Annotated in this window: 10 protein-coding genes; 6 read left to right on the top strand and 4 right to left on the bottom strand. The window is 46.4% G+C overall.

The window, feature by feature from the left end:
* The first annotated feature begins 18 nt into the window (after positions 1–18).
* Both CLV25_RS08480 and hydE read left to right on the top strand, forming a co-directional pair.
* The gene (locus CLV25_RS08480) at positions 19–396 is read left to right on the top strand and encodes a RidA family protein (RefSeq protein WP_131839213.1); all 378 of its coding nucleotides are present in this window, start codon (positions 19–21) and stop codon (positions 394–396) included.
* A 254-nt stretch (positions 397–650) separates the two neighbouring features.
* The gene (hydE, locus tag CLV25_RS08475) at positions 651–1,733 is read left to right on the top strand and encodes a [FeFe] hydrogenase H-cluster radical SAM maturase HydE (protein WP_131839212.1); all 1,083 of its coding nucleotides are present in this window, start codon (positions 651–653) and stop codon (positions 1,731–1,733) included.
* Positions 1,734–2,144: 411 nt separating this feature from the next.
* On the opposite strand, the gene hydG is transcribed toward hydE, so the two are convergent.
* From hydG to CLV25_RS08460, 3 genes are all read right to left on the bottom strand, one after another.
* On the bottom strand, positions 2,145–3,575 hold the full coding sequence (hydG, locus tag CLV25_RS08470) for a [FeFe] hydrogenase H-cluster radical SAM maturase HydG (protein ID WP_131839211.1): 1,431 nt from the start codon (positions 3,573–3,575) through the stop codon (positions 2,145–2,147).
* A 17-nt stretch (positions 3,576–3,592) separates the two neighbouring features.
* Positions 3,593–3,865, bottom strand: a complete 273-nt coding sequence (locus tag CLV25_RS08465) for a TM1266 family iron-only hydrogenase system putative regulator (RefSeq protein ID WP_131839210.1) — start codon at positions 3,863–3,865, stop codon at positions 3,593–3,595.
* Between the two features lie 120 nt (positions 3,866–3,985).
* The gene (locus tag CLV25_RS08460) at positions 3,986–4,624 is read right to left on the bottom strand and encodes a redox-sensing transcriptional repressor Rex (protein ID WP_131839209.1); all 639 of its coding nucleotides are present in this window, start codon (positions 4,622–4,624) and stop codon (positions 3,986–3,988) included.
* 205 nt (positions 4,625–4,829) lie between these two features.
* Here CLV25_RS08460 and CLV25_RS08455 point away from each other — a divergent pair, with 205 nt between their 5' ends.
* Both CLV25_RS08455 and CLV25_RS08450 read left to right on the top strand, forming a co-directional pair.
* On the top strand, positions 4,830–6,695 hold the full coding sequence (locus tag CLV25_RS08455; protein ID WP_131839208.1) for a [Fe-Fe] hydrogenase large subunit C-terminal domain-containing protein: 1,866 nt from the start codon (positions 4,830–4,832) through the stop codon (positions 6,693–6,695).
* Between the two features lie 12 nt (positions 6,696–6,707).
* Complete coding sequence (locus tag CLV25_RS08450; RefSeq protein WP_131839207.1) at positions 6,708–7,898, top strand: SpoIIE family protein phosphatase; 1,191 nt, start codon at positions 6,708–6,710, stop codon at positions 7,896–7,898.
* A 93-nt stretch (positions 7,899–7,991) separates the two neighbouring features.
* Here the strand turns inward: CLV25_RS08450 and CLV25_RS08445 are convergent, their stop codons facing one another.
* Positions 7,992–8,855 (bottom strand): DNA/RNA non-specific endonuclease, encoded by an 864-nt coding sequence (locus tag CLV25_RS08445; RefSeq protein WP_207895608.1) that lies wholly within the window; start codon positions 8,853–8,855, stop codon positions 7,992–7,994.
* 226 nt (positions 8,856–9,081) lie between these two features.
* On the opposite strand from CLV25_RS08445, the gene CLV25_RS08440 reads away from it, so the two are divergent.
* Both CLV25_RS08440 and CLV25_RS08435 read left to right on the top strand, forming a co-directional pair.
* A complete protein-coding gene (locus CLV25_RS08440; RefSeq protein WP_131839206.1) occupies positions 9,082–10,563 on the top strand; it encodes an endonuclease in 1,482 nt (493 codons plus the stop codon).
* A gap of 40 nt (positions 10,564–10,603) precedes the next feature.
* Positions 10,604–13,264: a TonB-dependent receptor gene (locus CLV25_RS08435; protein ID WP_131839205.1), complete on the top strand. Its 2,661-nt coding sequence runs from the start codon at positions 10,604–10,606 to the stop codon at positions 13,262–13,264.
* The last annotated feature ends 16 nt before the right edge of the window (positions 13,265–13,280 follow it).

Here is a 13,280-nt window from a genome sequence, read left to right as displayed (position 1 = left end):
ATTATAAACGCTTAGACAATGAAAAGAATCATCAACACCGAGAACGCTCCTAAGGCAGTAGGCCCATACAGCCAAGCGGTTGAAGCAAACGGAACGCTATACATATCTGGCCAGCTTCCTATCGATCCTGCAACGGCAGCGTTTGTTGAAGGTGGCGTAAAGGAGCAAACCGCCCAAGCGCTCAAGAACATCGGCGCTATCCTAGAGGCTGCCGGATATAACTACAACGATGTGGTAAAATCGACCGTTCTGCTGAACGACATGAACGATTTCGCCGCCATGAACGAGGTTTACGCATCGGTGTACACCCAGGATCAACCTGCAAGAGTTGCCTACCAAGTGGCAAAGCTGCCAATGGGCGCCCTTGTCGAAATTGAAACGATTGCTGTAAAGTAGACGGCTCGATTTGAGATGTGAGTTATGAGATTGCAAGATTGGACGTTTTAACGGTAGCATAAAACGACACTCATCTCCACCATCTTTCAAAAATTATCGATGAAGGACCTAATAGCATCTGCAATATGTAGGTCTTCCATCAACCCGAATAAAAAGCCTCGCCAACGCGGGGCTTTTCTTTTTGGAAAGATCGGAAATCGCCTTACGGATTGAATAGAAGGTATATATTTGCATCAAAATACCGATAATAACGAATGGCAAACATACACGATATACTGGCTAAGCAGGAACTCGAGTTCAACGATCTTGTAGCGCTGCTCGCCGCTACGGGCGACGACCGTAAGGCGCTGTTCGAGGCTGCTGCCCGAACAAAGGCCGAGCACGTTGGCAACGTGGTTTACCTGAGGGGACTCATCGAGTTCTCGAACGTATGCCGTAAGAACTGCCTCTACTGCGGAATTAGGCTCGACAACAAGGAGGTTGAGCGCTACACGCTCTCCGACGAACAGATTATTGCCGCCGCTCGGTTTGCCCTCGAAAACCGATACGGATCGATTGTGATACAGGGAGGCGAAATCACCTCGCCCGCATTTACCCTACGAATCGAGAATCTTCTAAACGAGATTAAGGCGCTTTCGGACGGCAAGCTGGGCATCACCCTATCGCTGGGCGAGCAGAGCGAAGATACCTACCAGCGCTGGTTCGATGCCGGCGCGCACCGCTACCTGCTGCGCATCGAATCGTCAACAAAAAGCCTTTACAATAGGATACACCCCAACGACGAAAATCACGTTTACGAGGATAGGCTGGAGGCGCTGCGCCTGCTCAAAAAGGTGGGCTTCCAGGTGGGAACCGGGGTAATGATCGGCCTCCCCCACCAAACCCTCGAGGATTTGGCGCGCGACCTGATGTTCTTTAAGGAGATCGATATCGACATGTGCGGCATGGGGCCCTACATCGAGCATCATCAAACCCCGCTATACGCCGAGCGCGAAAGCCTGATGCCGCTTCAGGATCGGTTTGATCTTGCCCTTAAGATGGTTGCCACGCTACGCGTGTACATGAAGGACATTAACATTGCCGCAGCCACAGCGCTGCAGGCCATCGATAAGATTGGACGTGAGAAGGCCATCAAGGTAGGCGCCAACATCATTATGCCCAACATCACCCCGGGGGTGTACCGCGACAGCTACAAGCTGTACGAGAACAAGCCCTGCACCGACGAGTCAGCCGAGGAGTGCACCGGATGCCTAGATGCGCGCATCACCCTAACCGGCGATGAGATTGGCTACGATGCCTGGGGCGACTCGCAGCACTTCGGCAAGAAGCAGAGGTAGCCGTATCGGCTATCTTTCCCCATTATATCGATCGTGAAGCCAACCCCGAGTGAGGTTTTATACTCTAGTGAAATAAAGTGTAAAACCCCATGTGAGGTTTTGCGTCCGAGTGCTCCAGAATAGAAAACCTCGTGTGAGGTTTTGCTTCCAAGCCGCCTAGAATAGAAAACCTCGTGTGAGGTTTTGCCTCCAAGCCGTCTAGAATAGGAAACCCCGCGTGAGGTTTTGCCTCCGAGCCAGCTAGAGTAGAAAACCTTGAATGAGGTTTTACGTCTAGGCAATCCAGGAAAGGGAACGTGCCGATAGGCAGCATTCCAGCAGAAGAATGGTAGTTCTGCCATCGCCAATTCGACATATATATAAGGTATACGAAGAAAAAGGCTGCTCCGTTTTTGGAAGCAGCCCTTTATGCTAGAAGTACAGGTCGCGTTCGCCCTGCTTTATCTTTTCGAGGCGGGTTACCAGCTCGTCCTTAAACTTGTCGCCATCGAGCTCGGCGATGGTCTCGTCGATGAGGCGCCATCCCTTCTCTGCCGTAGCCGGCGATGCGTAATCTACGATATACTCGGCCAGCGTGAGCACCGCATTAGGCGTACAGAACCGCTTGATGAAGCCGGGAACCGAAAACTCCATGAAGTGCTCCCCGGTCCTACCCCTGCGGTAGCAGGCGGTACAGAACGAGGGGATATACTTATTGTCGAGCAGATCGTCGACTACCTCGGCAAGGCTACGGTCGTCGTTAATCTTAAACTGCTCGCGCTTGAGATCCTGGTTGTCGGGATGCTCCTCCTCGGCGTAGCTGCCAATCTCAAGCTTTGTGCCGCCGTCGAGCTGCGATACGCCAAACTCGAGGGCCGCCTTGCGGATGGACGATGGCTCGCGCGCCGTTAGGATTAGGCCGGTATAGGGTACCGCCAAGCGAAGAATGGCAATCAGCTTCACAAAATCTTCGTCGTTCACCATATACTCGGGCGACACGTTCATAGCCGATGCGTCCTTAATACGGGGGAACGATATGGTATGTGGGCCTACGTTGTAGCACGCCTCTAGGTGGTTGGTATGACGGATAAGCGCCAGCACCTCGTAGCGCCAGTCGTATAGGCCAAAGAGCACGCCAAAGCCGTTATCGTCCAAGCCCACATCCTGCGCACGGTCGAACGCCGTTAAGCGCCAATCGAAGTCGCGCTTAGGTCCCGATAAATGGTAGCGTAGGTAGGTTTCGGGATGGTAGGTCTCCTGGAATATCTGGAAGGTTCCAATACCTGCCTCGTGAACCAGCTTAAAGCCTGCGTGGTCGAGCGGTGCAGCATTCAGGTTAACGCGACGGATCTCGCCGTTACCCTTTTTCACCGAGTAAACGGTGCGTACGCATTGGGCCAAGAACTCGGCATCGTAGCTCTTATGCTCGCCTAGCGAAAGCACAAGGCGCTTCTGCCCTACGCTTTCGAGCGCCTCAACCTCCTTAACGATCTGCTCCTGGGTTAGCGTAACGCGCTTCTGCTCCTTGTTGGTCGATCGGAAACCGCAGTACTGGCAGTTGTTCTGGCAGAGGTTGCCCAGGTAAAGAGGCGCAAAAAGCACCATACGGTTACCGTAAACGCGGCGCTTAAGCTCGCGGGCACCTTCCTTGATCTCCTCTACCAGCACCGGATCGGTGGTTTGAACGAGCACGGCGGTATCGGCAAGCGATAGGCGTTGCTTGTTGAGCGATTTCTGAATAATGGCACGAACCCGCTCTGGCGTTGGCTCAGCGCTATTGATGAAGCTCCATATCTCGTCGGGATCAATAAACGATCTCGATTTTTCGTCTGCAATACGGTATTGCTCTGGGGTAAATTTCATCTCTTTTTATGTTGGTTTTAGAAATTACTGCGGTTCGAAGTTGACGTAGCCGGAAGCATAATAGACTTAATGGCTACCCCTTTGAGCCTACCCACAGGCCCGGTAAAGGCACCAATCTCGTCGGTAGTACCCTCGAGCACCAGCGAGATAACGCTTATAGATCGGTCGGCAAGGGGAAGCCCCTGACGCCCCAAGATAATGTTGGAATGCTTAGAAATAATGATATTGAGCTGCTCTACAGCCCTACGATCGTCGACAACAATGAGTGCTGCCCCAATTCTCTTCTCCATTAGACAAACCTTTGGATTAGACGTTTATGTTATGAGATCCTCGAGCCAGAAAAGACCAGCCCTTCAGATCGGTTGTTGCGCCTCTAGACGCTAAATTTACAATAATGTAGAGGAAAGATGCTAGTTTGACTTCTTCTTTAGCGATCGTTCCTTAACAAAGTAGGCCACCTTTTCCAGCGAGGTAATCATATCGTATCCCTCGTAGTATATGTTATCGGAAAAGTTGATGGGCGTAGAGGTAAAGCTCAGCACGCCTTTTATACCCGCCTTTTCAATTATTCCAGCAAGAACAGGTGCTGCATTGGGCGATGCTGTAATTACTGCAATGGTAATATTCTCGCGCTTAACCACCTCCTCAAATTCGTTAATGCTGTAGCACATCACCCCCGATTGAAAGGTCCCTATCTTCTCGGGATCGACATCGAAAGTAGCCTTAATGTTAAGCTTCGAACGTTTACCATTGAAGTAAGTTGTTATAGCTTTCCCCAAATTACCCATTCCAAGAACTGCCACATTTTGTCCATCCTTACTATCGAGGATACGCGAGATAAGATCAATTAGTTCTTTAACATCATACCCTTTTTTTGTCATACTAGAGAAGCCAATCAGCATCAAATCGCGACGAACCTGAACGGCTGTATTGCTATGCAAATTAGCCAACTCGTGCGAGTATATATGCGTTTTGCCATTAGAGAGGCAATTAAAAAGTGTACGTCGATATTCACTAAGCCTTTCAATGGTTTTTTCTGGCAACTTCATAAATCAATTTTATAAAAAAGAGCAATAAAAAGATTCAACACAATCGAACAAAAGCTAGCTCGACAACATAATACATTAGAATATTAGCTAACTTTGAAGATAGGCGCAATATATGAAAATTTCGACAATGTTGTTATCTCATTCACAATGTTAAACAGAAAAATTGGCACTAGAAAGTGCATTGCGCTTACTAAAAAAACAGAAGATGGAAAACCAACTCTATACTATAGATAAGCACAAGTGCGTGACATGCTATGCCTGCATTAGGGCATGCCCCGTAAAGGCAATTGAAGTTGGACAAAACAACGAAAACCTTCAAATCATAAAGGAGCGCTGCATTGGATGTGGGCTCTGCGAAGAAGCATGCCCGGTAGATGCCATCAGCTATAGGAAGTCTATTGAGGAATGCTTTGCGCTTATCAATTCGGGAGGGCTAGTAGCAGCACTTTGCGAGCCATCCATCTCGGCAGAGTTTCCTGACATTACCGACTATCGTAAGTTTTCGCAAATGCTTCGTGCCGTTGGTTTCACCAACGTTTACGAGGTTTCGTTTGGAGTTGACTTAGTTGCAAAAGAGTACAACAGCCTCCTAAAAGAGTTTAGGGGCAAATACTTTATAACCTCGTTATGCCCGTCGATGGTATCGCTGGTCGAAAAGTACTACCCCGAACTAGTTCCAAACCTTGCCCCTATAGCCACTCCCATGGTAGCCTCGGCTAAAGTGGTAAAGCTTATACACTCCAACAAAATCAAGGTTGTTTACATTGGTCCATGTGTAGAGAGCAAGAACGAAGCCAAGCGCTATCCTGGTCTAGTAGACGCTGTAATTACCTTTAGGGAGCTGCGCGAAATCTTCGACGACCTCAATATCAAAGAAACTACGCTGGAATACTCCGACTTTGACGCACCCTTTGGAGCAGAAGGAGAACTCTACCCCATTAGAACAGGCTTTTTGGAAGCCGCAAACATTTCGCAAGAGCTGCTTACCGGCGAAATAACAACCGTATCGGAAAGTACAAACCTCATTAGCATGCTCGACTCGTTTGAGCGAAACATTGACAATATAAAAAGCCATTTTAACTGCTTCATGTGCCATGGCTGCCTAATGGGCCCAGGTACAACTAAGGGGAGAAACTACCAAATGCGACGATCGGATGTAATTAAGTTTGCCCGAAAAAGAATCCAATCTCTAAACCGAGATGAATGGCACGAAAATCTAAGAAAGTTCAAGTACATATCCCTAAAAACATCATTTAGCGAAGACAACCAACGAATAGATTATATCCCCGACAACATCGCTGAAGACATATACCGCGAGATCAACAAGGACCTAAAAAGTCCCAATCTAGACTGTAAGGCTTGCGGATTCAACTCGTGCAAAGAGATGGCCATTGCCTGCTATTGCGGTCTATCAACGCCAGATATCTGTCTGCTAAGCAATAAAAAAACTATTGCTAAACAGCGTCACATGCTAAAGCAAGAAGCCGAAAAGTACACAAAAACAAGGGAAGCACTTATCGAATCGGAAGCACAAGCCAATCAAGCAAGAATAGTTGCCCAAGAAGCACAGGATAGCCTTTACGCAACCATTCGAAAGCTTCCTTTTGGGGTGGTATTTGTTGACAAGGCCTTAAAAATCACCTACTCAAACGAAAGTTTCGTAGAGCTACTAGGCGAAGATGCTATGGAAATAAACGAGGTTGTTCCTGGGCTGATTGGAGCACAGGTAAAATCGCTTCTACCGAAAGATATCTACAACCAGTTTCACCTTGTTACCCACAACCCCAACGAAAGCGTCAACAAAGACTTCAAGTACAAAGAGCGGTTACTCAACGTCCAAATTTTCAGCATGGGGAAAGGGAATCTTGTTGGTGGAATCTTTAGAGACCTAATGATGCCCGAAATACAAAAAGAAGAAATAATAAGACGCATAACAGAGGTAATCGACAAAAACCTTTCTATTGTTCAAAAGATAGGATTTCTGCTTGGCGAAGGTGCAGCGGAATCGGAACGCATGCTGAACTCCATAATCAAGACCTTTAAGCAAACACCCAAGGAGGAAGATCTTTAGACAAATTATACCATGAACAACTTTCCTTTCTTCATAGAAGTAGCATGCAGCCAAAAATCGCACTTTGAAGAGCGTATTTGCGGCGATGTGTTTCTCTCAAAAAAAACAGAAGGCAAACAACGTGTTGTAGCAGCACTCTCGGATGGTATGGGACATGGGGTAAAAGCAAACATCTTAGCAACCCTAACCTCTACAATGGCGCTAAGCCTTACCGAAGAGCATAAAAACCCCAACTCCATTGCCCACATAATAATGAAAACGCTGCCCATTTGCAGCCAGCGGCAGATCAGCTACTCAACCTTTACCATTGTAGACATTGATCTTAACAAAGATGTATCAATAATTGAATTCGACAACCCACAAACCCTAATTCTAAGAGGAAAAGAAATATTTGAGCCAGAATGGCACTGTATTGTCACCGAAGGCGAACGCCGAAAAATCAACAAAGAAATACTAACCTGCAACTTCGACCCGCAGAAAGAAGATCGAATCGTATTCTGGTCGGATGGGATAACCCAAAGCGGCATAGGCTCTGACGACTACCCCACAGGCTGGGGAATTAAGAATGCCATAAAGTTCGTGCATAAAATAGTCTCATCAGAGCCTCAAATATCAGCCCAAAAGTTAGCCTCAAAGTTGGTCAACATGGCAGCCGTAAACGACGAGGGTTTGCTTAAAGACGACACATCATGCGTGGTTATTTACTTTAGAACGCCTAGGAAACTGCTGGTTTGCTCAGGGCCACCTTTTAACCCCGAAAACGACTCAATATTAGCCAGCAAAATCAAAGAGTTTGAAGGAAAAAAGGCAATATGTGGAGCAACAACTGCCGATATTGTATCGCGCGAGTTCCGACTACCCATTGTTGACAACATCACCTCCAATGACCATGAGCTACCACCAACATCGTCTATGCGGGGGGTTGATTTAATTACGGAAGGAATACTCACGCTTAGCAAAACATTCCTCCTTCTCGACAGGTACAGCGACAAATCCCCCCTTAGCAACGGACCAGCCGACGAACTTGCCAAGCTAATACTTGATAGCGACGAAATAACCTTCATTGTTGGTACGCGAATTAACGAAGCAAACCAAGACCCCAGACTTCCGGTTGAACTTGAGATGAGACGCTCGCTGATTAAGCGAATTAAGGATCTACTCGAGCAAAAATACCTAAAGGAAGTTGACGTAGAATTTATCTAATGGTTCCCCAATAGTAAGCATATTGGCAGAGAACAAAAAACGCCGGTCAAAGCCGGCGTTAGTTTTTTCATCGGGTAGCAAAAAACAGCATTCCTAAATAGGAAGATTATCCACCTTTGCCTCTATCACTTTTTCAACATCATCCGGCAAGTTAGAGAAAAAGTCAAATCCCGTTTTTGATTCGACATCGTCTACCGATACTCGATAGTTATACCACGATTTGCTAGAGGCTGTTTGATCGTTTGGCATCCATATAGCAATTGTCCGAGTCTTGGCATCTGCCCTTACAACATCATTTTCCCCATTCATCAGAATAATTGCAACCTTCCATGTGTACTTAGGAACAACAACTTCTTCATTCCCTACTTTTTCTTTATACCCATAGCGACCTGAGCCTCCAACTCCATTAGGTCCTGCTATTATATAAAGTTCGTTCCCTTTACTAGCAACGTATCTGCAGTAGTTCTCAAAATCGGCCCAAGTCTTTTGATTATTCTCAGGAGCCTGAGGCATCATATTGGTCATCAAAAAAGTTGCTGAGTTATCACTTATAGAAAGAGTTCGGTCAGCCGAAGGACAGATATGTCCCCTATCAAAACCAGAACCACTATAGCTACGCTCATTTACCATTATCCAAGAAGAAGGTAAAGACAGGTCTGCCCTAAAATCATCTTGCCTATCAATAGGACCAATCCAAGCCGTGCTTAAATGCCAGCTTACCCAATTTGCCGTTCTCTTCGCATTATTGTACGATAGAGCATACTGGTCTTTTACCATTAAGTAGTTATCTGCACTAGCAATGCTATTCGTGGCACTGGAAGGATTGCCCATTGCCAAATGATCGCCCTTAACTGAAGGTCCAATGGGTATAGGTTTTGAAGCATCTTCTTGCCCCTCGTGAATATAGCACGAGGACAACAATAACATGCTAATCAACAGTATCGAAACTTTTTTCACTTCGAATAAGAGTATATAGTCAATTATAAATTACGTGCACAACAGCCCTTCAAAATTAACAATAAGTAAAAAACAAAATATTTATTTACTTAAAATTAACCAAATCACATTTTTTATATAACTTTATGGCCTTTTCCTCTTCACTTTTTTGGAGCAAAGGCATACAAAAAAACGAAAGGAATAGACGCATAACAAACTGTAATATAAGAAAAAGTTAGCTGGTACTATGAGGGTTCGATTAGCGCTGCTAGGGATTTTGTCTCTGGCATTTTTTATCAGTGGTTGCTACCTCGACAAAGAAAATGACGAGAATGCACCACAAGTTGGAATTATAAAAGTTAATATTCTTCCAGATGCAACAAATGTTATTCCGGACAGCCTTTCTGTGGAAATCAAAAAAAGTTCAGGAGAGATTGTAAAAAGCTACAGTAAAACATCAGAGATTCCTAGCAGTGGAGTCTCACTCCCCATTGGGGACTACGATATAAGCGTAATTCCGACCAATAAGAAAAAGCCCCTTTTTGACAGGCCGCTTTATCAAGGATCGAGCACCACTACAGTTTCGTACAACTCGACCAATTCGGTTAACATCAACCTGAAACAAAGTAACTTTTGCGTAGGGATAAACTATTCCGACAAGTTTAAAGCAGAAGCCACCAATTACTCTACCATAATTACCGATGCACAAGGCGCTCTCGCCTACACCAGCACCGAAACGCGGCTCGGATTCTTTGCAGCCGGACCTATAACCATAACCACCACCTACACCGACAGCAAAGGGGTAAAGCAAACAATTGTGCGCAGCATTGCAGCTTCAGATCCCAGCATTGCTCCCGCTTCGAAGCTTATAGCCATCATAAAGCTTCCGAATGAAGATGTAGCAGGCGACCTTACAGGATACTACCAAAATGCATCAGGAAAAACGGGCATTGAGCTAAAAAAGGCCCTATCTACAATAATCACCACAGGCTACATTGCGAAAACATACAACGATTTATGGGAAGCCTATAAAATTGGCGATATCCGTAAAGATGGAACAGGTGCCATTTGGGATATCTACTCCGACATTCCTTCTGGGAAAGCCCCATACCTATACCAACCAGGACAAGATCAGTGCGGATCGTACAGCGGAGAAGGCAGCTGCTACAATAGGGAACACACAATTCCTAAAAGCTGGTTTAACGATGAAATGCCTATGTACTCCGACTACCTACACATTCTCCCTACCGATGGATATGTTAACGGAAGAAGAAGCAACTACCCCTACGGAGAAGTAGGAACTGCTACATGGACCTCTAAGAATGGGAGCAAGCTTGGTAGCGCAAAAAGCACGCTAGGCTATAGCGGAACAGTATTCGAACCTATTGAAGCCTACAAAGGAGACATTGCCCGCATATACTTCTACTTTGTAACAAGGTACGCAGATAAGCTTAAAGCGTACGACAACACAGGTAAAACCGAAGAGGTTTTTAATGCCAACGACTACGGTCTCGACAAGTGGGTTGTAACAATGATGCTCCGTTGGAGCAAAAACGACCCAGTTAGCCAAAAAGAGATTGAAAGGAACAACAAAGCTGAAGCATTCCAAAAGAATCGCAACCCTTATGTAGATCACCCCGAATTTCTAGAGATGATATGGGGAAGCACCTCGACTCTAGCACCATCAAAGGCAGCTGGGGTAAAGTACATCTACATTACAGCAAAGTAGCGAGCCCGAAATCAAATTAAAAATCAAAATAGCACGTATTATGAGAATGTTAATCACCCTAATTATTTCGCTATTCGTATCGCTGAGCGCGATGGCCGATATTAGCGTCATAAAAGGAAGGATTGTAGACTCGAAAACCAAGAAAGCGGTTGCTGGTGTTTCTGTTAAGATATCAACAGGAGCAAGCACCACCTCCAACTCTCAGGGAGTTTTCGAATTAGGCAACGTACTACCCGGAAGCGGAGTACTTTCTATTACAGGATCACAAATTGTCAGCAAGACGATGGAAGTATCCGTTAATCAAGACCAGATGGTAGACTTAGGCGACATTCCCGTTCAGATGGTAAGCGCACAAGACGAAACCGCAATCTTGCTTGACGAAACAGAGGTTGCTGACGATGAGGGAGGCGCTCAAAACGTATCTTCGCTCCTAGCATCATCGGACGATGTGTACTTTACCAACTTCGGTTTCAAGTTTGGAGCCATGCGCTTTAACCTTCGTGGTTACGACCAAGACAACTTCACCACCTACATCAACGGTATCAACTTTAACAGCACCGAGCGCGGAAACTTCCAGTACTCGTCTATTGGAGGATTGAACGATGCCGTTAGGAATAGGGATGCCGGAAACGGATTGGAAATGACCGCGTACTCGTATGGAAATATTGGTGGGGCCTCTAACATTGACCTAAGACCAAGCCACCAGGCAATTGGTGCAAAGGCCAGCATCGCCTTTGCAAACAGAGCTTACACTACCCGAGCAATGGCTACCTACTCTACAGGTATCCTTAAGAATGGATGGGCCTTTACCGCTTCTGGATCGCAGCGCTGGGCTAAAGAAGGAAATATTGAGGGAACCTACTACAACAGCTGGGCATACCTTTTCAGCGCCGAAAAGATTTTTAATAGCCGCCATAGCATTTCTATCTCAACCTTTGGCTCGCCTACCGAAAGAGGAACCAGCGCAGGTAGCGTACAGGAAGCCTACGACCTTGCCGGAGATAATCTTTACAACCCAAACTGGGGATACCAAAACGGTGAAAAGCGCAATGCAAGAATTGTGGTATCATTCGAGCCTACAGTGCTCCTATCGTACGAGTGGAAAATTAGTCCGCTAACCACCCTAAATGCAGGTATTGCCGGACGTATGAGCATGTACAAGAAGAGCGGACTAAACTGGTATAACGCCAACGACCCCCGCCCAGACTACTACAGAAAGCTTCCTAGCTACGAAACAAATCCGCAAACAGCCCAAGAGTTGGCTAACATATGGAGAACCAACAAGAGCATTCGTCAGATTGACTGGGACGACCTTTACGAAGTAAACAGAAGCCAAGGCGGCGACTTACGCTCAATTTACATTGTAGAAGACCAGCACAACGACTTTAAGGAGCTAACCTTTAACGCTACCCTTAATAGTAAGGTGAACGACAACATTACAATGATTGGTGGCGTTGAAGCCCGCAGCTACGTTGGCGCACACTACAAAACCATCAACGACTTGCTGGGTGGAAAGTACTGGCTAGATATCGACCAGTTTGCAGAGCGCGACTTCCCCGACAACCCTAACATGCTACAAAACAACCTAAACAACCCTAACCGTAAAGTTGGCGTTGACGACACCTTCGGCTTCGACTACGACCTTCACTCTACATCGGCAAACGGTTGGATTCAGGGAGTAATGAGCTACCAAAAGCTGGAGCTTTCGGCTGGCGTAAAGTACACCTTCAACTCGTTCTACCGCAACGGTAACATGATGAATGGACGCGCTCCTCAGAACTCGTTCGGAAAAGGAACCACGCACACCTTTAACGACATTTCTGGAAAGATTAACGCCCTATACAAGCTAACCGGGAAGCATTTTATTACGCTTAACGCCCTATACGAAACCCGCTCTCCATTGGCATACAACGCCTACGTATCGCCTCGCATCAAGGATACCCGCATCCCCGATATGAAGAACGGCAAGATCCTATCTACCGACCTTGGCTACATTTTTAACTACGGTATTGTAAAAGGTCGCGTTACCGGATACTACACCCAATTCAACGATCAAATCGAGATCAACAACTTCTACCACGATGGATACCAAACCTTCGTTAACTACATCCTAACCGGGGTAGATAAGGAGCACACGGGCGTTGAATTCGGCCTATCATCTAAAGTAACCTCGCAAGTTACCATCGAATTCCTCGGAAACGTTGGAAAGTACACCTACAAGAACAACCCCGATGGTACCACCAGCTACGAGAATGGCAGCAAAGCCGACACCCAACAACCCGTATTCTACGATGGCTACAAGGTTAGCGGCCAACCTCAAACAGCCCTTAGCCTTGGCGTTAGCTACTTCCATCCTAAGATGTGGTTCTTCGACACCAACGTAAACTACTACGACAACAGCTACATCGACCTAACTCCTGTTCGTAAGGAAAAGAGCATCATGGCCAAGTACGACACCCAAGAGAAGTTCAGCAGCAACGTTGTTTGGGATGCCTCAATCGGCAAGCTAATCTACTTCAAGAATAGGACATCGCTCAACATCAACCTATCGGTTCAAAACATCCTAAACAACACGGATATTAAGACCGGTGGATTCGAGCAGGGCCGATACGACACGGATGGAAATGTAAGCAAGTTCCCTGGCAAGTACTTCTACCTGCAAGGGGTTAACTTCTTCCTAAACATTGGATATAAATTCTAATTAACCTCCAACAAGA

The sequence above is a fragment of the Acetobacteroides hydrogenigenes genome (genome assembly GCF_004340205.1).
Taxonomy (GTDB): Bacteria; Bacteroidota; Bacteroidia; order Bacteroidales; family ZOR0009; genus Acetobacteroides; species Acetobacteroides hydrogenigenes.
This window is presented reverse-complemented; position numbering and strand designations above follow the sequence as displayed.

Coding starts and splice junctions, on each gene's coding strand:
- CLV25_RS08440 (WP_131839206.1), top strand. CDS start 9,082: ATGAGGGTTCGATTAGCGCTGCTAGGGATTTTGTCTCTGGCATTTTTT.
- CLV25_RS08460 (WP_131839209.1), bottom strand. CDS start 4,624: ATGAAGTTGCCAGAAAAAACCATTGAAAGGCTTAGTGAATATCGACGT.
- CLV25_RS08480 (WP_131839213.1), top strand. CDS start 19: ATGAAAAGAATCATCAACACCGAGAACGCTCCTAAGGCAGTAGGCCCA.
- hydG (WP_131839211.1), bottom strand. CDS start 3,575: ATGAAATTTACCCCAGAGCAATACCGTATTGCAGACGAAAAATCGAGA.
- hydE (WP_131839212.1), top strand. CDS start 651: ATGGCAAACATACACGATATACTGGCTAAGCAGGAACTCGAGTTCAAC.
- CLV25_RS08450 (WP_131839207.1), top strand. CDS start 6,708: ATGAACAACTTTCCTTTCTTCATAGAAGTAGCATGCAGCCAAAAATCG.
- CLV25_RS08465 (WP_131839210.1), bottom strand. CDS start 3,865: ATGGAGAAGAGAATTGGGGCAGCACTCATTGTTGTCGACGATCGTAGG.
- CLV25_RS08455 (WP_131839208.1), top strand. CDS start 4,830: ATGGAAAACCAACTCTATACTATAGATAAGCACAAGTGCGTGACATGC.
- CLV25_RS08435 (WP_131839205.1), top strand. CDS start 10,604: ATGAGAATGTTAATCACCCTAATTATTTCGCTATTCGTATCGCTGAGC.